We start from the raw sequence: 22,158 nt of genomic DNA, 5'->3' as shown, positions 1-22,158 counted from the left end.
AGCTCCGCCGGACCCCCGACCGGAAGCGGCAGGGCTTACAAGGCGAGCCTGAAGCAGAGGCCCGTGCGCGCGTCACCCGGGACGGTGAACGTTTCGGCGGGTTCCATGCCCAGGCGCCGCGTCACCGCCACCGAGCGCTCGTTGCGCGAGTCGACCATCGCCACCACGCTCCGTACACCCGCGGCCCGTACGCGTTCCAGCGTCGCCCGCGCGGCGGCCGTCGCATAGCCGCGGCCCCAGTGCGCCCTCCCCAGCCGCCAGCCGATCTCGATCTCGCCCGCCGGACCCCAGGCATGCGGCCAGGGCTGCGCGCCCGTGAAGCCGATGACGTCGCCGTCCGGGTCGGTCATCGTCCACAGGCAGAAGCCGTGCTCCGCGTCGTGCCGGCGCTGCCGGGCGGTGAGCTCCTCGTACACGGACAGCTCCGCAGCGGCCCCGCCGTGGAACTCCATGACCTCCGGGTCGTCGAAGACGCGGTGCCAGGCGAAGGCGTCCTCGTCGGTGGGGACGCGCAGCTGTACATCAGGCAGAGCTCGGTTCACAGGGCGGCCCTTCGGCTGGGTGATCAGTACCGCTGCATAGACTGCCCACATCCGGTGCCGCGCGGCACGCAGATTTCGAGTCTTCGGGAGAACCCGTCGTGACCGAGCCCCTCTCCGAGCACAGCGCAGATGTGATCGTCGTCGGGGCCGGGCCAGCCGGTTCGACGACCGCGTACTACCTGGCCAAGGCCGGACTCGACGTCCTCCTTCTGGAGAAGACCGCGTTCCCCCGGGAAAAGGTGTGCGGTGACGGCCTCACCCCGCGCGCCACCAAGCAGCTCGTGTCGATGGGCATCGACATCTCCGAAGAGGCGGGCTGGCTGCGCAACAAGGGCCTGCGGATCATCGGCGGCGGCGTCCGGCTCCAGCTGGACTGGCCGGATCTCGCCTCCTACCCGGACTACGGACTTGTCCGCAAGCGCGACGACTTCGACGAGCAGCTCGCCCGGCAGGCACAGAAGGCGGGCGCGCGCCTGTACGAGCGCTGCAACGTCGGCGCCCCGATCATCGACGACCGCACGGGCCGCATCACCGGCGTCAACGCCAAGCTCGGCGAGGAGAAGCGCGAAGTCACCTTCCACGCGCCCCTCGTCGTCGCGGCGGACGGCAACTCGACCCGCCTGTCCCTCGCGATGGGCCTGCACCGGCGGGAGGACCGCCCGATGGGCGTCGCGGTCCGCACGTACTTCACCTCGCCGCGCCACGACGACGACTACCTGGAGTCCTGGCTGGAGCTGTGGGACCGCCGTGGCGCCCAGGACCGGCTGCTGCCCGGCTACGGCTGGATCTTCGGAATGGGCGACGGCACGTCGAACGTCGGCCTCGGCATCCTCGACTCCTCCGCCGCCTTCAAGGAGCTCGACTGGCGCGAGGTACTGAAGGCCTGGTGCGCCTCGATGCCGGAGGACTGGGGCTACACCCCGGACAACATGACGATGCCGATCCGCGGCGCCGCCCTGCCCATGGCCTTCAACCGCCAGCCGCACTACACCAAGGGTCTGCTCCTGGTCGGCGACGCGGGCGGCATGGTGAACCCGTTCAACGGCGAGGGCATCGCGTACGCCATGGAGTCCGGCCAGATCGCGGCCGACGTCATCGTGCAGGCGCACGCCCGCGCGACCGACGCCCAGCGCGAACTCGCCCTCCACCGCTACCCGAAGGTCCTCAAGGAGACCTACGGCGGCTACTACACGCTCGGCCGCGCCTTCGTGAAGCTCATCGGCAACCCGAAGGTCATGAAGATCGCGACGCAGCGCGGCCTGTCGCACCCGGTGCTCATGAAGTTCACGCTGAAGATGCTCGCCAACCTGACCGACCCGACGGGCGGCGACGCGATGGACCGCATCATCAACGGCCTGAGCAAGGTGGCGCCGAAGGCGTAGGGACGGGGTGTGCGGGCGGCGACGCACGTCGTCGCCCGCACGTCTGATGTGACCGGAGCGCCGGGCTGCGGCAGGGTGGAGCCATGATTTTCATCGCCGTGAAGTTCACCGCCCGGCCCGAGTACGCCGACTCCTGGCTGGAGCACACCGCCGATTTCACCCGCGCCACGCGCGCCGAGGAGGGCAACCTCTTCTTCGACTGGTCCCGCAGTGTCGAGGACCCGAACCAGTACGTCCTCCTGGAGGGCTTCCGGGACGGGGACGCAGGGGCCGCGCACGTGGGCTCCGACCACTTCAAGGCCGGTCTCGACGCCATCGGCCCGCTCATCGCCACCACCCCCGAGATCATCAACGCCGATATCCCGAACGAGGGTTGGGGACCGATGGGCGAGCTGGCGCCGCAGGGCTGAGAGCCTTCCCAGGCTCTGAAGGCCCGGTGGAGCCTGTAGAGGTCCTGTGCGTGCCCGTACGCGGCCGATGACGTCTTTGCCCCGAATCCCTAGTCTGACGCATCCATGTCAGGAACGGCGCTCAAGCCCAGGGGGCACGGGATGACCGCACGGCACCAGGGACCGACCCGGCGAGGGCTCATCGCGGGAGCGGCGGCCGGCGCCGCCCTGTGGCCCGCACCCGCGTTCGCCGAGGGCGCCGCACGCACCCGTGTGGCGGTCCTCGGCGGCGGTGTCTCCGGCCTCTCCGCCGCCCAGGAACTCGCTGAGCGGGGCTACGCGGTGACGGTCCACGAGTACTACGACGTCCTCGGCGGCAAGGCCCGCTCCATGGACGTACCCGGGACCGGGACGGGCGGCCGGGCGCCGCTCCCCGGCGAGCACGGGTTCCGGTTCTTCCCCGGCTTCTACCGGAACCTGCCCGACACGATGCGCCGCATCCCGTACGGGGATCAGCCCGGTGGTGTCCGTGCCAACCTCCGCAACGCCACCGATGAACTCTTCGCCCGCCAGGAGGGGCGCCCCGACCTGCACTTTCCCCTGCGTCGTGCCACGACCCCACCGCGTGTGGGCGATCTGACGACGACCTGGCTGCGCGACGAGATCACGGCGGCCCTGGACACCGGGACCCGCCTTCCCGCGCACGAGGTCGCCTACTTCGCGAACCGCCTCCTCGTCCATCTCACCAGCTGCGACGCCCGCCGCGAGGGCGAGTGGGAGGCAGTGCCGTGGTGGGACTTCATCCGGGCCGGCGACTTCAGCGAGGAGTACCGCACGCTCCTCGGCATCGGCCAGACCCGCAACCTCGTCGCCACCCGCGCCCAGGAGGCCTCCACCCGCACGGTCGGCCGCGTCATCATCGAGGCACTGATCCTGTGGGGCCTGCTCGGCCGGGGCCTCGACGGCCCCGACGCCGACATCGACCGCGTCCTGAACGCCCCCACGACGGAGGCCTGGATCGACCCCTGGCGGGCCCATCTTGCCTCCCTGGGGGTCGAGTTCGCGTTCGCCAGCGACGTACGGGAGATCCTCTACGACGACGGGACCGGCCGCGTCACCGGTGTCAGGGTCACCGACCCCGGCGGCGGGGGCGAACGCGTCGTGACCGCCGACCACTACGTCCAGGCCATGCCCGTCGAGCACGCCCGCCCCACCTGGGGCCCGGCGCTGCGGGCGGCCGATCCGCAACTGGCCCGCTGCGACAGGCTCCGCACGGACTGGATGACCGGGATCATGTTCTATGTGCGACGCCCGGTCCCGCTGGTGCGCGGGCACGTCAACTGCCTCGACTCGCCCTGGGCGGTGACCGCCATCGGGCAGGCGCAGTTCTGGGACGGCCGGGACTTCGCCGCCGACTACGGCGACGGGCGGGCAGCCGACTGCATCTCCACGATCGTCTCAGAATGGGATGTCCCCGGCATTCTGTATGGGAAGACCGCCAGGGAGTGCACACGTGAGGAGATCGTGGAGGAGTGCTGGGCGCAGTTGAAGGACGCAGTCAACGACAGCGGGCGGGCCCTCGTCGAGGACTCCGACCGGCTGTCCTGGTTCATGGACCCGGCGGTGACCGGTCTCGGCGGCCCGTCCCCGCGCAACCGCGAGCCGCTGTTCATCCACCCGACCGGCACCTGGCACAACCGTCCCACCGCGCGCACGGCCGTCCCGAATCTCTTCCTCGCGGGTGACTACGTCCGTACGGATGTGGACCTCGCGACGATGGAGGGCGCAAACGAGTCCGCGCGGCGGGCCGTCAACGCCCTTCTGGACCAGGATGGCTCGGACGCCGAGCGCTGCCGGATCTGGGAGCTGTACCGGCCGCCCGAGCTCGAACCGCTCAAGCGCGTCGACGAGACCCGCTTCCGGCTGGGCCTGCCGAACACCTTCGATCTGGGCTGAGAGCGGGTGAGAAGGACCCGCGTACGACTGAGGCCGCCGCTCCCACGCGGGGAGCGGCGGCCTCGGCCGAGTTGGCTGGGGAACCTCAGAGGAGGCGGACCGCACCACTCGCCGGGTAGCCGGACAGGTCCTGGATGACGACGCCCTTGGAGGGGTTCGCGGCGTCCAGGTACTGGCCGTTACCGATGTAGACGCCCACGTGGTACGCCGAGCCCGCGGAGCCCCAGTAGAGGAGGTCGCCGACCTGCAGGTTGTCGAGGGAGACCGGGGTGCCGGCCGTCGACTGGTCCTGGGAGACGCGCGGCAGGCTGATGCCGGCCTGCGCGAACGCGGCCTGGGTCAGGCCGGAGCAGTCCCAGGAGTTGGGGCCGGTGCCGCCCATGACGTACGCGTCGCCGAGCTGCGCCTTCAGGAAGGCGATGACGGACGCGACGCTGCCGCTGGCGGGGGCCACGGCGTCGGACTTCGCGGAGGCGGTGGACAGGGTCGTGCGCTCGGCGGAGCGCGACGCACGCGCTTCCTCGGCCTTGCGCTTCGCCTCGGCCTCGGCCTTCTTCTTGGCCTCCGCCTTCTTCTCGGCGAGGGCCTGGTCCGACTTGGCCTGCTTCGCGGCCTTTGCGACGGCCTGGTCCTGCTCGGCCTGCAGCGCATAGGAGTTCGCGGCCTGCTGGGTGGCGTCCGCGGACTGGGCGACCTGAGCGGAGAGGTCCGCCGTGATGGTCGGCATCTCGATGGTCTCGGTCACCGGCTCGGCGGCAAACGCCGGGCCGGACGCACCGGCCACTGCCAGGGTGCTGAGTACGCCACCGGCAACTCCGGCGCGCAGGGCGATTTTCGACGCGCTGCGACGGGGCTTCCGGTGGCTGGGTATGTGAGCGGTGTGGGACATGAGTACAACCGCTATCAGGGCCTCCATGGTTCCTTCAAGAAACGTGTGGTGCGCCACAGTTGTCGTGAGAACGTTTGAATCCCGGGCGTGGCGGCCTTTATTGACGCCGTAACGGGCAATACGGACAGCGCTGATCAAGCCTGTGATCATGGGCTTTCTGCAATACGCCCGAATTGCCCTCGGCTTACCACTCGTTGATACCGATGGCCAAGCCCGGTTTCCGATCGATAACGGCCGCCGTGACGCAGGTCACAAATGGGCCGCCTTCGCGGTCGGACGCTCCTCGTGAGCGCGTGCCCGCGTCCACTTACGTCCACACCTCTCCCTCTGATGTGTGAACGGCGCGCACTATCAGCCAGTTCTGTCCAGCGCCAATTTGCTTGGTTGTGCCATCTCTTGGTAGTGCGCCAGCGCTGTCACCTGGGGTGACGAGCCAAGATGTCACGTCTGGTGATCACTCAGGCGCTTCGCGTGCGAAGATCACCGCTCATCCGACTTCATGATCCTTCGTCAGGTGGTGGAGATCACAAAGCTGTTGGCGCACCCCGTGTCGCAGATCACAGACCGGCAGGCATAGGATGCGGAGCAGTTGGGCTTGTGACCTGCTTCACATGTGAGCGATCTTCGTGCAACCGGGGGTGGCTTCGCGGGGGGCGGGAGGCGGGCCCCACGTATCCGCCAGCAGTCAGCGCCGACTGAGAGGAGCGAGGAGCGGTGAACGCGTATGCGCCCATCCTCGTACTGGGAGCCCTCGGGGCAGGCTTTGCGATCTTCTCCGTGGTCATGGCCACGCTTATCGGTCCAAAGCGGTACAACCGGGCGAAGCTTGAAGCCTACGAGTGCGGCATCGAGCCGACCCCCACGCCGGCCGGCGGCGGGCGCTTCCCCATCAAGTACTACCTGACGGCGATGCTCTTCATCGTCTTCGACATCGAGATCGTCTTCCTGTACCCCTGGGCCGTCACCTTCGACGCCCTGGGTGTTTTCGGGCTCGTGGAGATGCTGCTCTTCGTGCTCACCGTCTTCGTCGCGTACGCGTACGTATGGCGGCGCGGCGGCCTGGAATGGGACTGAGGGGCCTTAAGCCATGGGACTCGAAGAAAAGCTGCCGAGCGGCTTTCTGCTGACCACCGTCGAGCAGGCCGCGGGCTGGGTGCGCAAGTCATCCGTCTTCCCGGCCACGTTCGGCCTGGCGTGCTGCGCCATCGAGATGATGACGACGGGCGCCGGCCGCTATGACCTGGCGCGCTTCGGCATGGAGGTCTTCCGCGGCTCGCCGCGGCAGGCGGACCTGATGATCGTGGCCGGGCGCGTGAGCCAGAAGATGGCGCCCGTCCTGCGGCAGGTCTACGACCAGATGCCGAACCCCAAGTGGGTCATTTCCATGGGCGTGTGCGCCTCGTCGGGCGGGATGTTCAACAACTACGCGATCGTGCAGGGCGTCGATCACGTAGTCCCTGTGGACATCTACCTGCCCGGCTGTCCGCCGCGGCCGGAGATGCTGATGGACGCGATTCTCAAGCTCCATCAGAAGATCCAGTCCTCCAAGCTCGGCGTGAACGCCGAGGAGGCGGCCCGCGAGGCGGAGGAAGCGGCGCTCAAGGCGCTCCCGACGATCGAGATGAAGGGGCTGCTGCGGTGAGCGACGCGGACAGCAACGGGGTCAACCCCGAGAAGGACCTCAGCGCGGCCAACCTCCCGGGGCAGCGCGGCGACCAGGGCGAGGAGATCCGCGTCCAGCGCGGCATGTTCGGCGCCAACAACGGCGGCGACACGTCGGGCTACGGCGGCCTCGTCCGCTCCGTACGGCTGCCGGGCGCCGCCACGCGGCCGTACGGCGGCTGGTTCGACGAGGTGGCCGACGAGCTGGAGGGGGCCCTGGAGGAACAGGGCCTCGTCCCCGAGAACGCCATCGACAAGACCGTCGTCGACCGCGACGAGCTCACGTTCCACATCGAACGCGAGCACCTGGTGCGCGTCGCCCAGACGCTGCGCGACGATCCGGCCCTGCGCTTCGAGCTCTGCACGGGCGTGAGCGGGGTGCACTACCCGGACGACAAGGGCCGCGAGCTGCACGCCGTCTACCACCTGCGCTCGATCACGCACAACCGGCTGATCCGTCTCGAAGTCAGCGCCCCCGACGCGGATCCGCACGTCCCCTCGCTGGTCGCCGTCTATCCGACGAACGACTGGCACGAGCGCGAGACGTACGACTTCTTCGGTCTGGTCTTCGACGGCCACCCGGCCCTGACGCGGATCATGATGCCGGACGACTGGCAGGGCTTCCCGCAGCGCAAGGACTACCCGCTCGGCGGCATCCCCGTCGAGTACAAGGGCGCCCAGATCCCGGCTCCGGACCAGCGGAGGTCGTACTCCTGATGTCTACTTCTTCTGCGGCATCGGCCGCTTCGGCGCGCGAGACGACCGAGGGGACCGTATATACGGTCACCGGCGGCGACTGGGACGAGGTCGTCCAGTCCGCGGCCAAGGCCGACGACGAGCGCATCATCGTCAACATGGGCCCGCAGCACCCGTCCACGCACGGCGTGCTCCGGCTGATCCTGGAGATCGACGGCGAGACGGTCACCGAGGCCCGCTGCGGCATCGGCTATCTGCACACGGGCATCGAGAAGAACCTCGAGTACCGCACGTGGACGCAGGGCACCACGTTCGTGACGCGCATGGACTATCTGACGCCGTTCTTCAACGAGGCGGCGTACTGCCTGGCCGTCGAGAAGCTCCTCGGCATCGAGGACGAGATCCCCGACCGCGCGACCATCATCCGGGTCCTCCTCATGGAGCTGAACCGGATGTCCTCGCACCTGGTCGCCATCGCCACCGGCGGCATGGAGCTCGGCGCCACGACGATCATGATCTACGGCTTCCGTGATCGTGAACTCATTCTCGATATCTACGAGCTCATCACCGGCCTGCGCATGAACCACGCGTACATCCGGCCCGGCGGACTCGCCCAGGACCTGCCGCCCGGCGCGGTGGACCAGATCCGCGAGTTCGTGAAGAAGATGTCGAAGAACCTTCCCGAGTACGACAAGCTCGCCACCGGGAACCCCATCTTCAAGGCCCGTATGCAGGACGTCGGCTATCTCGACCTCACCGGCTGCATGGCCCTCGGCGCGACCGGGCCGATCCTGCGCGCGGCGGGCCTCCCGCACGACCTGCGCAAGTCGCAGCCGTACTGCGGTTACGAGAACTACGACTTCGAGGTCCCGACCGCCGACACCTGTGACTCCTACGGACGCTTCCTGATCCGCCTGGAGGAGATGCGGCAGTCGCTGCGCATCGTCGAGCAGTGCCTGGACAGGCTCGCCCCGGGCCCGGTCATGGTCGGCGACAAGAAGATCGCCTGGCCCGCGCAGCTCGCGCTCGGCCCGGACGGCCTCGGCAACTCGCTCGACCACATCAAGCAGATCATGGGCACCTCCATGGAGTCCCTGATCCACCACTTCAAGCTGGTGACCGAGGGCTTCCGGGTCCCCGCCGGGCAGGCGTACTCCGCCGTCGAATCCCCCAAGGGGGAGCTCGGGGTGCACGTCGTGTCCGACGGCGGCACCCGCCCCTACCGGGTCCACTACCGAGACCCCTCCTTCACCAACCTTCAGGCCATGGCGGCGATGTGCGAGGGCGGCCAGGTCGCCGACGTCATCGTCGCCGTCGCGTCCATCGACCCCGTGATGGGAGGCGTCGACCGGTGACCACCACTCCTTCCGAGCAGGGCCAGGGTGTCAGCCTGGGCATGCCCCAACTGCCCGCGCCCGACTACCCGGACGACGTCCGAGCCCGGCTCGAGACGGACGCGCGCGAGATCATCGCCCGCTACCCGGATTCCCGCTCCGCGCTCCTCCCGCTGCTGCACCTCGTGCAGTCGCAGGAGGGCCATGTCACGCGCACGGGCATGAAGTTCTGCGCCGACATGCTGGGCCTGACGACCGCCGAGGTCACCGCCGTCGCGACGTTCTACACGATGTACCGGCGCAAGCCGGGCGGTGACTACCAGGTCGGGGTCTGCACGAACACGCTGTGCGCCGTGATGGGCGGCGACGCCATCTTCGAGGCCCTCCAGGAGCACCTGGGCGTCGGCAACGGCGGGACGACCGAGGACGGCAAGGTCACCCTCGAGCACATCGAGTGCAACGCGGCCTGCGACTTCGCGCCCGTCGTGATGGTCAACTGGGAGTTCTTCGACAACCAGACCGTGGGCAGCGCGAAGCGGCTGGTCGACGACCTGCGCGCGGGCGCGGACGTCGAACCCACCCGAGGCGCCCCCCTGTGCACGTACAAGGAGACCGAGCGGATCCTTGCCGGCTTCCCGGACGAGCGGCCCGGCGCCGTCGAGGCGAGCGGCAGCGCGGGACCTGCCTCGCTGATCGGCCTGCGTCTCGCCAGGGGCGAGGCCGCCCCCGCGCGCGTGGTCCATCCGCGCGACGGAGGTCCCCATCGGGACGCCGGCGACGCGCCACCGCACGACGCGTCGCCCGCCGAGCACCTGAGCTCGCACGACGCGCCCCAGGACACGTCGTCCTCCGATCCGGCCCACCCGGCGGGCCCTGTCGCCGAGGAGGGGGAGTGATGACCTTGGCAGCCGAGATCAACAACGACACCAGCCCCGAGAAGCTGCTCTCGCCGGTCCTTTCGGCGTTCTGGGACGAGGACAAGTCCTGGTCCCTCGACGTCTACCGGAGGCACGACGGCTACGAGGGTCTGCGCAAGGCGCTCGCCATGTCGCCGGACGACCTGATCGCCTATGTGAAGGACTCGGGCCTGCGAGGCCGAGGCGGCGCGGGCTTCCCCACCGGAATGAAGTGGCAGTTCATTCCGCAGGGCGACGGCAAACCGCACTATCTGGTTGTCAACGCCGACGAGTCGGAGCCGGGGACCTGCAAGGATATCCCGCTCCTCTTCGCGAACCCGCATTCCCTCATCGAGGGGATCGTGATCGCGTGCTACGCGATCCGCTCTTCGCATGCCTTCATCTATCTGCGGGGCGAGGTCGTCCCCGTACTGCGACGGCTTCACGAGGCCGTGCGGGAGGCCTACGCGGCGGGCTACCTGGGCGAGAACGTCCTGGGCAGCGGGCTGAACCTCGACGTCACGGTGCACGCGGGCGCGGGCGCGTACATCTGTGGCGAGGAGACCGCACTGCTCGACTCGCTCGAAGGCCGCCGTGGCCAGCCGCGGCTCCGTCCCCCCTTCCCCGCGGTCGCGGGCCTCTACGCGTGCCCCACTGTTGTCAACAACGTCGAGTCCATCGCGTCGGTTCCCGCGATCCTGAATCGCGGCAAGGACTGGTTCAAGTCGATGGGCAGCGAGAAGTCCCCGGGCTTCACGCTGTACTCGCTCAGCGGGCACGTCACCAACCCCGGCCAGTACGAGGCGCCGCTCGGCATCACGCTGCGCCAGCTCCTCGACATGAGCGGCGGCATGCGTCCGGGCCACCGCCTCAAGTTCTGGACGCCCGGCGGCAGTTCGACCCCGATGTTCACCGACGAGCACCTCGACGTGCCCCTCGACTACGAGGGCGTCGGCGCCGCGGGATCGATGCTCGGCACGAAGGCGCTCCAGTGCTTCGACGAGACGACCTGCGTCGTGCGGGCGGTCACCCGCTGGACCGAGTTCTACGCCCACGAGTCCTGCGGCAAGTGCACACCGTGCCGTGAAGGGACGTACTGGCTCGTGCAGTTGCTGCGGGACATTGAAAGTGGGGCCGGTTCCATGAGCGACCTCGACAAGCTGAACGACATCGCCGACAACATCAACGGCAAGTCGTTCTGCGCGCTCGGCGACGGCGCCGCGTCCCCGATCTTCTCCTCGCTCAAGTACTTCCGCGAGGAGTACGAGCAGCACATCACGGGCAAGGGCTGCCCCTTCGACCCCGCCAAGTCGACCGCTTGGGCGGACCACCGCACGGAGGTGAACGCATGACGGTAACCACAGGCGCTCCCTCCGGGGGCGGTGAGGCGGCGGTGCCGCCGGAAGATCTCGTCTCGCTGACGATCGACGGCATCGGGATCAGCGTGCCCAAGGGCACGCTGGTGATCCGCGCCGCCGAACAGCTCGGCATCGAGATCCCCCGCTTCTGCGATCACCCCCTGCTCGACCCGGCCGGCGCCTGCCGCCAGTGCATCGTCGAGGTCGAGGGCCAGCGCAAGCCGATGGCGTCCTGCACCATCACCTGCACCGACGGCATGGTGGTCAAGAGCCAGCTCAGCTCGCCCGTCGCCGAGAAGGCGCAGCGGGGCGTGATGGAGCTGCTCCTCATCAACCACCCCCTGGACTGCCCGGTCTGCGACAAGGGCGGCGAGTGCCCGCTGCAGAACCAGGCCATGTCGCACGGCCAGTCGGACTCCCGTTTCGACGGGAAGAAGCGGACGTTCGAGAAGCCGGTGCCGATCTCGACCCAGATCCTGCTCGACCGTGAGCGGTGTGTGCTCTGCGCACGCTGCACGCGGTTCAGCAACCAGATCGCCGGTGATCCGATGATCGAGCTGCTCGAGCGCGGCGCGCTCCAGCAGGTCGGCACCGGCGAGGGCGACCCCTTCGAGTCGTACTTCTCCGGGAACACGATCCAGATCTGCCCGGTCGGGGCGCTGACCTCGGCGGCGTACCGATTCCGCTCCCGTCCGTTCGACCTCGTGTCCTCGCCGTCCGTGTGCGAGCACTGCGCGGGCGGCTGTGCGACCCGCACCGACCACCGGCGCGGCAAGGTCATGCGGCGCCTCGCCGCGAACGACCCCGAGGTCAACGAGGAGTGGGTCTGCGACAAGGGCCGCTTCGGGTTCCGTTACGCGCAGAAGCCCGACCGGCTGACCACACCGCTCGTGCGGAACGCGGACGGTGTGCTGGAGCCCGCGTCCTGGCCCGAGGCCCTGGACGTCGCGGCACGGGGCCTTTCGTCGGCCCGCGGACGCGCCGGGGTCCTGACCGGTGGCCGGCTCACCGTCGAGGACGCGTACGCGTACAGCAAGTTCGCGCGCGTGGCGCTCGACACGAACGACATCGACTTCCGCGCGCGCGTGCACAGCAGCGAGGAGGCCGACTTCCTGGCGGCGCGGGTCGCCGGACGCGGGCGGGATCTCGACGGTGTCGGGGTCACGTACACGTCTTTGGAGAAGGCGCCCGCCGTCCTGCTCGTCGGGATCGAGGCCGAGGAGGAGGCGCCCGGCGTCTTCCTGAAGCTGCGCAAGGCGTGGCGCGGGCACGGCCAGCGGACGTTCGGGCTCGCCCCGTTCGCGACCAGGGGCCTGGAGAAGGCGGGTGGCACGCTGCTGCCGGCCGCTCCGGGCACCGAGACCGAGTGGCTCGACGCACTCGCCTCCGGCTTCGGCCTGGAGGACGGCGGCGCCGAGGCGTCCCAGGCGCTGCGTGCCGAGGGTGCCGTCATCGTCGTCGGCGAGCGGCTCGCGTCCGTGCCGGGTGCCCTGACCGCCGTCGTACGGGCCGCCACGGCGACCGGCGCCCAGCTGGTGTGGATTCCGCGCCGGGCCGGGGAGCGCGGCGCGATCGAGGCGGGCGCGCTGCCCTCGCTGCTTCCGGGCGGACGCCCGGCCACCGACCCGCGCGCACGGGAAGAGGTCGCAGCCGCCTGGGGAGTGTCCGAACTCCCGCACCGCTACGGGCGCGACACGGGCCAGATCGTCGAGGCCGCCGCCGGCGGCGAGCTGCGGGCCCTGGTCGTCGCCGGTGTCGAGGTCGCGGACCTGCCCGACCCGGCACGCGCGCGTGAAGCACTGCACGAGGTGGCGTTCGTCGTCTCCCTGGAGCAGCGTCCCAGCGAGGTCACCGACCACGCGGACGTTGTGCTCCCGGTCGCCGCGGTCGCCGAGAAGGCGGGCACGTTCCTCAACTGGGAAGGCCGGGCACGCCTCTTCGAGGCCGCGCTCAAGCCCGACCAGATGACGCGCTCCGTGGCGCCCGCCGACGCGCGGGTCCTCCAGATGCTCGCGGACGCCATGGACGTACACCTGGGACTGCCGGACCTGCGGGCCGCGCGGGGGGAGCTCGACCGCCTCGGCGGGTGGAGCGGGATCCGCGCGACGGACTCGCTGGAGACGGCCTCGCAGCTGCCGCGGCCCGCGTCCGGTGAGGCCGTCCTCGCGGGCCACCGGCTGCTGCTCGACCAGGGCCGCCTCCAGGAGGGGGACGACGCGCTCGCCGGCACGCGGCACGCGGCACGCGCGCGTGTGTCGGCCGCCACGGCCGCCGAGGCGGGCGTCAAGGACGGCGACGTACTCGCCGTCACCGGACCGGCGGGGACGACTCAACTCCCGCTCCAGGTCACGGAGATGCCGGACCGCGTCGTGTGGCTTCCGCTGAACTCCACCGGCGGGGGCGTGGCCTCCGACACGGGGGCCGTGCCCGGCGCACTCGTCCGGATCGGTCCCGCGGGCATCGACGAGGCCAAGGAGGTGCAGTCATGATCCCGCTCGCTCTGGAAGACCTCTCTCTGTTCGGCCGCGATCCCTGGTGGCTGGTCGCGGTCAAGGCGGTCTTCTGCTTCGCCTTCCTGATGGTGACCGTGCTCTTCTCCATCGTGTGGGAGCGCAAGGTCGTCGCCTGGATGCAGCTGCGCATCGGCCCCAACCGGCACGGCCCCTGGGGCATGCTCCAGTCGCTCGCCGACGGCATCAAGCTGATGCTGAAGGAAGACGTCGTCGTCAAGCGCGCCGACAAGGTGGTCTACATCCTGGCCCCGGTCGTCGCCGCCATCCCGGCGTTCATGGCGATCGCCGTGATCCCCTTCGGGCCCTCCGGCAACGAGGTCTCGATCTTCGGCCACCGCACCACGATGCAGCTCACCGACCTGCCGATCGCGCTGCTCTACATCCTCGCGGTCGCCTCGGTCGGCATCTACGGGATCGTGCTCGCGGGTTGGAGTTCCGGATCGACCTACCCCTTGCTGGGTGGTCTGCGGTCCTGCGCCCAGATGATCTCGTACGAGATCGCGATGGGCGCGGCCTTCGCGTCGGTGTTCCTCTACTCCGGGTCGATGTCCACCTCGGAGATCGTGGCCCAGCAGCACGACCGCTGGTACATCGTGCTCCTGCCGGTCTCGTTCCTCATCTACATCGTGACGATGGTCGGCGAGACGAACCGCGCGCCGTTCGACATGCCGGAGTCCGAGGGCGACCTCGTCGGCGGCTTCAACACCGAGTACTCGTCGATCAAGTTCGCGCTGTTCATGCTCGCCGAGTACGTGAACATGGTGACGGTCTCGGCCGTGTCGGTGACGCTCTTCCTGGGCGGCTGGCGGGCCCCGTGGCCGGTGTCCACGTTCTGGGAGGGCGCGAACCACGGCTGGTGGCCGATGCTCTGGTTCGTCATCAAGGTCCAGCTGCTGCTGTTCTTCTTCATCTGGCTGCGCGGCACGCTCCCGCGCGTGCGTTACGACCAGCTGATGAAGCTCGGCTGGAAGGTCCTGATCCCGGTCTCCGTGGTCTGGCTGATGCTCGTCGCCACCGTGCGGACCCTGCGGAACGAGAACTACGACTTCGCCTCCATCGCCCTGTACGTGGGCGGGGGCGTCCTCGCCCTGCTGCTGCTCTCGTTCCTGGTCGACATCTTCAGGGACCGCGGGGGCAAGGAACGCGAGGCACAGGAGGCGGCCGAACGCGCCGCGGCCTTCGACCCGATGGCAGGCGGCTTCCCGGTGCCGCCGCTGCCCGGCCAGACTCCGCCGGCCGTGCCGCGCCGACGCCCGCGCGGGGAGCGGGAGTTGATTGTCAGTGGCGGACCGGATACTGCCGGTGACGGAACCGGTGAGGGTCCCAGTGACGGAAAGGAGGCGTCCCATGGCTGAGGAGTCGACGGAGGGCGGGCAGACCAAGCCCGGCTTCCAGAATCCCGTGGCCGGCTTCGGCGTGACCTTCAAGGCCATGTTCAAGAAGCGGCTGACGGAGCAGTACCCGGAGCAGCCCAAGACCACGGCCCCGCGCTTCCACGGCCGGCACCAGCTCAACCGTCATCCGGACGGCCTGGAGAAGTGCATCGGCTGCGAGTTGTGCGCGTGGGCCTGTCCCGCGGACGCCATCTATGTGGAGGGCGCGGACAACACCGACGAGGAGCGCTACTCGCCGGGCGAGCGGTACGGCCGCGTCTACCAGATCAACTACGCCCGCTGCATCCTGTGCGGCCTGTGCATCGAGGCGTGCCCCACGCGCGCGCTGACGATGACGAACGACTTCGAACTCGCCGACAGCAGCCGCGAGAACCTGATCTACACCAAGGAGCAGCTGCTCGCCGGGCTCGAGGAGGGCATGGTCGAATCGCCCCACTCGATCTTCCCCGGCACGGACGAGCAGGACTACTACCGGGGTCTGGTGACGGAGGCCGCGCCCGGCACGGTGCGTCAGGTCGCCGTCTCCAAGGGCGAGAAGCCGGAACCCGAGGGGGCGGAGGCATGAGCCAGCTCGCCGCCGCAGCCACGCTTGCTGCGGGCACCTCCACCGGTGAGGCCGTCCAGTTCTGGGTCCTCGGCACGGTCGCCGTCATCGGCGCCCTGTGCACGGTCCTGATGAAGAAGGCGGTGCACAGCGCGCTGTGCCTCGCCGGGACCATGATCGTCCTGGCGGTCTTCTACCTGGCCAACGGCGCGTACTTCCTGGGCGTCGTCCAGATCATCGTCTACACCGGTGCGATCATGATGCTGTTCCTCTTCGTGGTCATGCTCGTCGGTGTCACCGCGGCCGACTCCTTGAAGGAGACCATCAAGGGGCAGCGCTGGCTGGCCGCGATCTGCGGACTCGGCTTCGGGATCCTGCTCCTCGCGGGCATCGGGAACGCCTCGCTCCACCAGTTCAGCGGACTGGGCAAGGCGAACGCCGGGGGGAACGTGGAAGGGCTCGCCGCCCTCATCTTCACGAAGTACGTCTTCGCCTTCGAGATCACCGGCGCCCTGCTGATCACGGCCACCCTCGGAGCCATGGTGCTCACGCACCGCGAGCGCACCGAACGGGCCAGGACGCAGCGGGAGATGGCCGAGCAGCGTGTGCGCGAGGGCAAGCACCTGCCGCCGCTGCCCGCCCCGGGTGTCTACGCCCGGCACAACGCGGTCGACATCGCGGGCCTGCTCCCCGACGGCACCCCGTCCGAGCTCACGGTCAACAAGACGCTGCGCCAGCGCGGCCAGATCCGCGACGTGTCGGACGAGGCGCTCAGTGACCTGAAGGCCCTGGAGCAGCGCTCGGCCGAGCGCCTTGAGCGGACCGAGGAGGCGTCGAAGTGAATCCGGTCAACTACCTGTATCTCGCCGCCCTGTTGTTCACGATCGGCGCCACCGGCGTGCTCATCAGGCGGAACGCGATCGTCCTGTTCATGTGCGTCGAGCTGATGCTCAACGCGTGCAACCTCGCGTTCGTCGCGTTCTCCCGGATGCACGGCAATCTCGACGGCCAGATCATCGCCTTCTTCACGATGGTCGTCGCCGCCGCGGAGGTCGTGGTCGGGCTCGCGATCATCGTGTCGCTGTTCCGTTCCCGCCACTCGGCCTCGGTCGACGACGCCAGCCTGATGAAGCTGTAAGGGGTCGCTGCACAGTGGAAAACCTGATTGCGCTGCTGGTAGCGGCGCCACTGCTCGGAGCGGCCGTACTGCTGTGCGGCGGACGGCGGCTTGACCGTGTGGGCCATCAGCTCGGCACGCTGCTCTCGGCCGCCTCCTTCGTCATCGGCGTCGTCCTCTTCACCGACATGCTCGGCAAGAGCGCCGACGACCGCACCTTCACCCAGCACCTGTTCAGCTGGATCCCGGTCGAGGGCTTCCAGGCGGACGTCTCCTTCCAGCTGGACCAGCTGTCGATGACGTTCGTGCTCCTGATCTCCGGTGTGGGCACGCTGATCCACATCTACTCGATCGGGTACATGGAGCACGACGAGCGGCGCCGCCGCTTCTTCGGCTACCTGAACCTGTTCCTCGCGGCGATGCTGCTCCTGGTCCTCGCCGACAACTACCTGCTCCTGTACGTCGGCTGGGAGGGCGTGGGCCTCGCCTCGTACCTCCTGATCGGCTTCTGGCAGCACAAGCCCAGCGCGGCGACCGCGGCGAAGAAGGCCTTCCTGGTCAACCGCGTCGGCGACATGGGCCTGTCGATCGCCGTCATGCTGATGTTCACGACGTTCGGGACGTTCGCCTTCGCGCCGGTCCTGAAGGCGGCGGAGGAGCACCAGGGCGGCGGCGCGACGCTGACGGGCATCGCCCTGATGCTGCTGCTCGCCGCGTGCGGCAAGTCCGCCCAGGTGCCGCTGCAGTCCTGGCTCGGTGACGCGATGGAGGGCCCGACCCCGGTCTCGGCCCTCATCCACGCCGCGACCATGGTGACCGCCGGTGTCTATCTGATCGTCCGCTCCGGCGCGGTGTTCAACGCGTCGCCGGACGCGCAGCTCGTCGTCGTCATCGTGGGTGCGGTCACGCTCCTGTTCGGTGCGATCGTCGGTTGCGCGAAGGACGACATCAAGAAGGCGCTGGCCGGCTCGACGATGTCGCAGATCGGGTACATGGTGCTGGCCGCGGGCCTCGGCCCCATCGGCTACGTCTTCGCGATCATGCACCTGGTGACGCACGGCTTCTTCAAGGCGGGCCTCTTCCTCGGCGCCGGTTCGGTCATGCACGGCATGAACGACGAGGTGGACATGAGGAAGTACGGCGCCCTCAGGAAGTACATGCCGGTCACGTTCGTCACGTTCGGGCTCGGCTACCTCGCGATCATCGGCTTCCCCGGTCTGTCCGGCTTCTTCTCCAAGGACAAGATCATCGAGGCGGCGTTCGCGAAGGGCGGCACGGAGGGCTGGATCCTCGGCTCGCTGGCCCTGCTCGGCGCGGCCATCACCGCGTTCTACATGACGCGCGTGATGATCATGACGTTCTTCGGTGAGAAGCGCTGGCAGCCGGACGCAGAGGGCCACGAGCCGCACCCGCACGAGTCGCCCAGGTCCATGACGATCCCGATGATCGTGCTCGCAGTCGGATCCGTCTTCGCGGGTGGCTTCTTCAGCATCGGTGACCGCTTCCTGCACTGGCTGGAGCCGGTCACCGAGCACAGCCACGGGGACGCGCCGATCAGCGCCACGACCGTCACCGCGGCCACCATGGTGGTCCTGGTGATCGGCGTGGCCCTGGCCTACCTCCAGTACGCCCGGCGCCCGGTCCCCGTCGCCGCCCCGCGCGGCTCGCTGCTCACCCGGGCCGCCCGCCGTGACCTCCTCCAGGACGACTTCAACCACGTGGTCCTGGTCCGCGGCGGCGAGCACCTCACCCGCTCCCTGGTCTACGTCGACCACACCCTGGTCGACGGCGTGGTCAACGGGACGGCGGCCTCGGTCGGCGGGCTCTCCGGCCGGCTGCGCAAGCTCCAGAACGGCTACGCCCGCTCGTACGCCGTCTCGATGTTCGGCGGTGCGGCACTCATCGTCGCCGCGACCCTGCTGATGAGGGCGGTCTGATAGCAATGTCCTTTCCTCTGCTGACAGCGACGGCGGTGCTCCCCGCCGTGGGAGCCATCGCCACGGCTGCCGTACCGGCCGCGCGGCGCACGGCGGCGAAGTGGCTGGCGCTGCTCGTCTCGCTCGCCACGCTGGTGCTGGCCGCGGTCGTGCTCGTGCGCTTCGAGCCCGGTGGCGCCCGCTACCAGCTCACCGAATCCCACTCCTGGATCAAGGACTTCGGGGTGCGGTACGAGCTGGGCGTGGACGGCATCGCGGTGGCGCTCATCGCGCTCACCGCCCTCCTGATCCCGTTCGTGATCCTCGCGGGCTGGCACGACGCCGACCCGCAGGAGACGGGAAGTTCGAGGTGGCGCCCGACGCAGGGCTTCTTCGCCCTGATCCTCGGCGTCGAGGCGATGGTGATCATCTCCTTCGAGGCCACCGACGTCTTCCTCTTCTACATCTTCTTCGAAGCCATGCTCATCCCGATGTACTTCCTCATCGGCGGCTTCGGGGACCGTGCCCACGCGGGCAGCGACGAGAACGCGGCGGCCCAACGCTCGTACGCCGCCGTGAAGTTCCTGCTCTACAACCTCGTCGGCGGCCTCATCATGCTGGCGGCCGTGATCGGTCTCTACGTGGTGGCGGGGAACTTCTCGCTCCAGGAGATCGCCGCCGCGCGGGCCGACGGCTCGCTGCACATGGCGACCAGCACCGAGCGCTGGCTCTTCCTCGGCTTCTTCTTCGCCTTCGCGGTGAAGGCGCCGCTGTGGCCGCTGCACACCTGGCTGCCGAACGCGATGGGGGAGGCCACCACCCCGGTCGCCGTCCTCATCACGGCGGTGGTCGACAAGGTCGGCACGTTCGCGATGCTCCGCTTCTGCCTCCAGCTCTTCCCGGAGGCCTCGAAATGGGCGACGCCGGTCATCCTCGTACTGGCCCTCATCAGCATCGTCTACGGGGCGCTGCTCGCGGTCGGCCAGCGGGACATCAAGCGCCTGGTGGCGTACGCGTCGATCTCGCACTTCGGGTTCATCGTCCTCGGCATCTTCGCGATGACGAGCCAGGGCCAGTCGGGCGCGACGCTCTACATGGTCAACCACGGGATCTCGACGGCCGCCCTGATGCTGGTGGCGGGCTTCCTGATCTCGCGGCGCGGCTCGCGCCTGATCGCGGACTACGGAGGCGTGCAGAAGGTCGCCCCGGTGCTCGCCGGCACGTTCCTGATCGGCGGCCTCGCGACCCTCTCGCTGCCGGGCCTCGCGCCCTTCGTGAGTGAGTTCCTGGTCCTGGTCGGCACGTTCTCGCGCTACCCGGTGATCGGGATCATCGCGACCTTCGGCATCGTGCTCGCCGCGCTCTACACGCTCGTCCTCTACCAGCGGACGATGACGGGCCCGGTGAAGCCGGAGGTCTCAGCCCTGCCGGACCTGCGCGTGCGGGAACTCGCGGTGGTCGTCCCGCTGATCGCCGCGCTGATCTTCCTGGGCGTCTACCCGAAGCCGGTCACCGACCTGGTGAACCCGGCGGTCAAGCAGACCCTGTCCGACGTACACAAGAAGGACCCGAAGCCAGCGGTGGAGGCGGCCAAGTGAGCGCAGCAGCCGTCCACAGCCTGTGGACAACGGCGGCCACGTCGCCGCTCAAGGAACAAATCTCGAAGATCGACGCGCCGAAGATCGAGTACGGCCAATTGTCGCCCACCCTGATCGTCATCGGTGCGGCGGTCATCGGGGTCCTCGTCGAGGCGTTCCTGCCGCGCAAGTCCCGCTACTACGTCCAGGTGTTCCTCGCCGTCGTCGCCCTGGCCGCCGCGTTCGCCGCGGTGGTCGGGCTCGCGGCCGGCGGGTACGGCACCACGAAGGCGCACATCGCGGCCATGGGCGCGATCGCCGTCGACGGCCCGGCCCTGTTCCTCCAGGGCGTGATCCTGCTGACCGGCCTCGTCGCGATCTTCACGTTCGCCGAGCGCCGCCTGGACCCGGAGGCGCACGGCAACCGCGTCGACTCGTTCGCCGCGCAGGCCTCGTCCGTGCCCGGCAGCGACAGCGAGAAGGCCGCCGTGAAGGCCGGGTTCACCACCACCGAGGTGTTCCCGCTCGCGCTCTTCGCGATCGGCGGCATGCTGGTCTTCCCCTCGGCGAACGACCTCCTGACGCTGTTCATCGCCCTGGAAGTCTTCTCCCTGCCGCTCTACCTCCTGTGCGCCGTGGCCCGCCGCAAGCGGCTCATGTCGCAGGAGGCCGCGGTCAAGTACTTCCTCCTCGGCGCGTTCGCCTCGGCGTTCACCCTGTTCGGCATCGCCCTCCTGTACGGGTACGCGGGCTCCGTGTCGTACGCCACGATCGCCGACGTCGTCGACGGATCGATCCAGAACATCGACCCGGCGCTCGCCGACACCATGGGGAACGACGCGCTGCTGCTCATCGGCGTCGCCATGGTCGTCATGGGCCTGCTGTTCAAGGTCGGCGCCGTGCCGTTCCACATGTGGACCCCGGACGTCTACCAGGGCGCGCCGACACCGGTCACCGGCTTCATGGCGGCCGCCACGAAGGTCGCCGCCTTCGGCGCCCTCCTGCGGCTCCTTTACGTCGTCCTGCCCGGCCTGCGCTGGGACTGGCGGCCGGTCATGTGGGCCATCGCGATCATCACGATGCTGGGCGGCGCGATCGTCGCGATCACCCAGACCGACATCAAGCGGCTCCTCGCGTACTCGTCGATCGCACACGCCGGATTCATCCTCGCCGGTGTCATCGCCACCACGCCCGACGGCATCTCGTCCGTGCTCTTCTACCTGGGCGCGTACTCCTTCGTGACCGTCGGCGCGTTCGCTGTGGTGACGCTGGTCAGGGACGCGGGCGGCGAGGCCACGCATCTGTCGAAGTGGGCGGGGCTCGGACGCCGCTCGCCGCTGGTCGCGGCCGTCTTCGCGGTGTTCCTGCTCGCCTTCGCCGGTATCCCGCTGACGTCGGGTTTCGCCGGAAAGTTCGCCGTGTTCAAGGCGGCGGCGGAGGGCGGGGCCGGTGCGCTCGTCGTGGTCGGTGTGATCTCGTCGGCCATCGCGGCCTTCTTCTACATCCGGGTGATCGTGCTCATGTTCTTCAGTGAGCCGAAGGCGGACGGTCCGACGGTCGCGGTGCCCTCGCCGCTGACCATGACCACGATCGCGGTGGGTGTGGCGGTCACGGTGGTGCTGGGCCTCGCGCCGCAGTACTTCCTGGACCTGGCGAACCAGGCGAGCGTGTTCGTGCGGTAACCGCGCGGCGCACGGTCGTCACCGCCCGGTGTCCCCGCGAGGGGATGCCGGGCGGAGGCGTTCCGGGACCCCCGGCCGGGAGGTGACTTCGCCCCCAGCCTGTGGGCTGCGGCTTCCCGGGGGACGACCCCCGGACCCCCGGCCGGGAGGTGACTTCACCCCCAGCCTGTGGGCTGCAGCTTCCCGGGGGACGACCCCCGGACCCCCAGCCGGGAAGTGACTTCACCCCCAGCCTGTGGATAACTTTTCGGGCTGTCGGTGCGGAGCCCTATCGTGGCAGCAGTGGTCGAACCACAAAGTATGGACGTACG

At 69.2% G+C, this 22,158-nt stretch carries 19 protein-coding genes; 17 read left to right on the top strand and 2 right to left on the bottom strand.

Annotated features, from left to right (window positions below; translation table 11 throughout):
- Positions 1-35: 35 nt before the first annotated feature.
- Positions 36-542: a GNAT family N-acetyltransferase gene (locus tag ACWIGU_RS23115; protein ID WP_454403549.1), complete on the bottom strand. Its 507-nt coding sequence runs from the start codon at positions 540-542 to the stop codon at positions 36-38.
- Between the two features lie 98 nt (positions 543-640).
- Here ACWIGU_RS23115 and ACWIGU_RS23110 point away from each other — a divergent pair, with 98 nt between their 5' ends.
- The 3 genes from ACWIGU_RS23110 (at position 641) to ACWIGU_RS23100 (ending at position 4,269) form a co-directional block, all read left to right on the top strand.
- Complete coding sequence (locus tag ACWIGU_RS23110) at positions 641-1,924, top strand: geranylgeranyl reductase family protein (RefSeq protein ID WP_356279011.1); 1,284 nt, start codon at positions 641-643, stop codon at positions 1,922-1,924.
- An 83-nt stretch (positions 1,925-2,007) separates the two neighbouring features.
- The gene (locus tag ACWIGU_RS23105; RefSeq protein WP_454403547.1) at positions 2,008-2,334 is read left to right on the top strand and encodes a putative quinol monooxygenase; all 327 of its coding nucleotides are present in this window, start codon (positions 2,008-2,010) and stop codon (positions 2,332-2,334) included.
- Positions 2,335-2,475: 141 nt separating this feature from the next.
- Complete coding sequence (locus ACWIGU_RS23100; RefSeq protein ID WP_454403545.1) at positions 2,476-4,269, top strand: hydroxysqualene dehydroxylase; 1,794 nt, start codon at positions 2,476-2,478, stop codon at positions 4,267-4,269.
- 85 nt (positions 4,270-4,354) lie between these two features.
- Here ACWIGU_RS23100 and ACWIGU_RS23095 read toward each other — a convergent pair whose 3' ends face one another.
- Positions 4,355-5,158 (bottom strand): C40 family peptidase, encoded by an 804-nt coding sequence (locus tag ACWIGU_RS23095; protein ID WP_454403543.1) that lies wholly within the window; start codon positions 5,156-5,158, stop codon positions 4,355-4,357.
- A gap of 714 nt (positions 5,159-5,872) precedes the next feature.
- On the opposite strand from ACWIGU_RS23095, the gene ACWIGU_RS23090 reads away from it, so the two are divergent.
- From ACWIGU_RS23090 to nuoN, 14 genes are read left to right on the top strand one after another with little or no spacing between them, the layout of a single operon-like run.
- Positions 5,873-6,232 carry an NADH-quinone oxidoreductase subunit A gene (locus tag ACWIGU_RS23090; protein ID WP_007383963.1) on the top strand — a complete coding sequence of 120 codons (360 nt, stop codon included), beginning with the start codon at positions 5,873-5,875 and terminating at the stop codon, positions 6,230-6,232.
- A gap of 13 nt (positions 6,233-6,245) precedes the next feature.
- Positions 6,246-6,800: a NuoB/complex I 20 kDa subunit family protein gene (locus tag ACWIGU_RS23085; RefSeq protein ID WP_006133126.1), complete on the top strand. Its 555-nt coding sequence runs from the start codon at positions 6,246-6,248 to the stop codon at positions 6,798-6,800.
- Complete coding sequence (locus ACWIGU_RS23080; protein WP_356279018.1) at positions 6,797-7,537, top strand: NADH-quinone oxidoreductase subunit C; 741 nt, start codon at positions 6,797-6,799, stop codon at positions 7,535-7,537. Before ACWIGU_RS23085 ends, ACWIGU_RS23080 begins: the two co-directional genes overlap by 4 nt.
- Entirely contained in the window at positions 7,537-8,871 is a 1,335-nt protein-coding gene (locus tag ACWIGU_RS23075) for an NADH-quinone oxidoreductase subunit D (RefSeq protein ID WP_454403540.1), read from the top strand. The genes ACWIGU_RS23080 and ACWIGU_RS23075 overlap by 1 nt, the downstream gene beginning before the upstream one ends.
- Positions 8,868-9,746 (top strand): NADH-quinone oxidoreductase subunit NuoE, encoded by an 879-nt coding sequence (gene nuoE / locus ACWIGU_RS23070; RefSeq protein WP_454403538.1) that lies wholly within the window; start codon positions 8,868-8,870, stop codon positions 9,744-9,746. Before ACWIGU_RS23075 ends, nuoE begins: the two co-directional genes overlap by 4 nt.
- Positions 9,743-11,098, top strand: a complete 1,356-nt coding sequence (gene nuoF / locus ACWIGU_RS23065) for an NADH-quinone oxidoreductase subunit NuoF (RefSeq protein ID WP_454403536.1) — start codon at positions 9,743-9,745, stop codon at positions 11,096-11,098. The genes nuoE and nuoF overlap by 4 nt, the downstream gene beginning before the upstream one ends.
- Positions 11,095-13,593: an NADH-quinone oxidoreductase subunit G gene (locus ACWIGU_RS23060; protein ID WP_454403534.1), complete on the top strand. Its 2,499-nt coding sequence runs from the start codon at positions 11,095-11,097 to the stop codon at positions 13,591-13,593. The genes nuoF and ACWIGU_RS23060 overlap by 4 nt, the downstream gene beginning before the upstream one ends.
- Complete coding sequence (gene nuoH, locus ACWIGU_RS23055; protein ID WP_454403532.1) at positions 13,590-14,972, top strand: NADH-quinone oxidoreductase subunit NuoH; 1,383 nt, start codon at positions 13,590-13,592, stop codon at positions 14,970-14,972. The genes ACWIGU_RS23060 and nuoH overlap by 4 nt, the downstream gene beginning before the upstream one ends.
- On the top strand, positions 14,965-15,576 hold the full coding sequence (nuoI, locus tag ACWIGU_RS23050) for an NADH-quinone oxidoreductase subunit NuoI (protein ID WP_356279035.1): 612 nt from the start codon (positions 14,965-14,967) through the stop codon (positions 15,574-15,576). The genes nuoH and nuoI overlap by 8 nt, the downstream gene beginning before the upstream one ends.
- Positions 15,573-16,397 carry an NADH-quinone oxidoreductase subunit J gene (locus ACWIGU_RS23045; protein WP_454403530.1) on the top strand — a complete coding sequence of 275 codons (825 nt, stop codon included), beginning with the start codon at positions 15,573-15,575 and terminating at the stop codon, positions 16,395-16,397. The genes nuoI and ACWIGU_RS23045 overlap by 4 nt, the downstream gene beginning before the upstream one ends.
- A complete protein-coding gene (gene nuoK / locus ACWIGU_RS23040; RefSeq protein WP_100598032.1) occupies positions 16,394-16,693 on the top strand; it encodes an NADH-quinone oxidoreductase subunit NuoK in 300 nt (99 codons plus the stop codon). The genes ACWIGU_RS23045 and nuoK overlap by 4 nt, the downstream gene beginning before the upstream one ends.
- 14 nt (positions 16,694-16,707) lie before the next feature.
- Positions 16,708-18,609 (top strand): NADH-quinone oxidoreductase subunit L, encoded by a 1,902-nt coding sequence (nuoL, locus tag ACWIGU_RS23035; protein ID WP_454403528.1) that lies wholly within the window; start codon positions 16,708-16,710, stop codon positions 18,607-18,609.
- A gap of 5 nt (positions 18,610-18,614) precedes the next feature.
- Positions 18,615-20,186, top strand: coding sequence for an NADH-quinone oxidoreductase subunit M (locus tag ACWIGU_RS23030; protein ID WP_356279044.1), 1,572 nt, complete (start codon positions 18,615-18,617; stop codon positions 20,184-20,186).
- Positions 20,183-21,847: an NADH-quinone oxidoreductase subunit NuoN gene (gene nuoN / locus ACWIGU_RS23025; protein WP_454403526.1), complete on the top strand. Its 1,665-nt coding sequence runs from the start codon at positions 20,183-20,185 to the stop codon at positions 21,845-21,847. The genes ACWIGU_RS23030 and nuoN overlap by 4 nt, the downstream gene beginning before the upstream one ends.
- Positions 21,848-22,158 lie beyond the last annotated feature (311 nt).

The organism is Streptomyces sp. NPDC055400 (assembly GCF_053644375.1).
This window is presented reverse-complemented; position numbering and strand designations above follow the sequence as displayed.

Coding starts and splice junctions, on each gene's coding strand:
- ACWIGU_RS23105 (WP_454403547.1), top strand. CDS start 2,008: ATGATTTTCATCGCCGTGAAGTTCACCGCCCGGCCCGAGTACGCCGAC.
- ACWIGU_RS23100 (WP_454403545.1), top strand. CDS start 2,476: ATGACCGCACGGCACCAGGGACCGACCCGGCGAGGGCTCATCGCGGGA.
- ACWIGU_RS23095 (WP_454403543.1), bottom strand. CDS start 5,158: ATGTCCCACACCGCTCACATACCCAGCCACCGGAAGCCCCGTCGCAGC.
- ACWIGU_RS23085 (WP_006133126.1), top strand. CDS start 6,246: ATGGGACTCGAAGAAAAGCTGCCGAGCGGCTTTCTGCTGACCACCGTC.
- ACWIGU_RS23075 (WP_454403540.1), top strand. CDS start 7,537: ATGTCTACTTCTTCTGCGGCATCGGCCGCTTCGGCGCGCGAGACGACC.
- ACWIGU_RS23060 (WP_454403534.1), top strand. CDS start 11,095: ATGACGGTAACCACAGGCGCTCCCTCCGGGGGCGGTGAGGCGGCGGTG.
- nuoH (WP_454403532.1), top strand. CDS start 13,590: ATGATCCCGCTCGCTCTGGAAGACCTCTCTCTGTTCGGCCGCGATCCC.
- nuoI (WP_356279035.1), top strand. CDS start 14,965: ATGGCTGAGGAGTCGACGGAGGGCGGGCAGACCAAGCCCGGCTTCCAG.
- ACWIGU_RS23045 (WP_454403530.1), top strand. CDS start 15,573: ATGAGCCAGCTCGCCGCCGCAGCCACGCTTGCTGCGGGCACCTCCACC.
- ACWIGU_RS23030 (WP_356279044.1), top strand. CDS start 18,615: ATGTCCTTTCCTCTGCTGACAGCGACGGCGGTGCTCCCCGCCGTGGGA.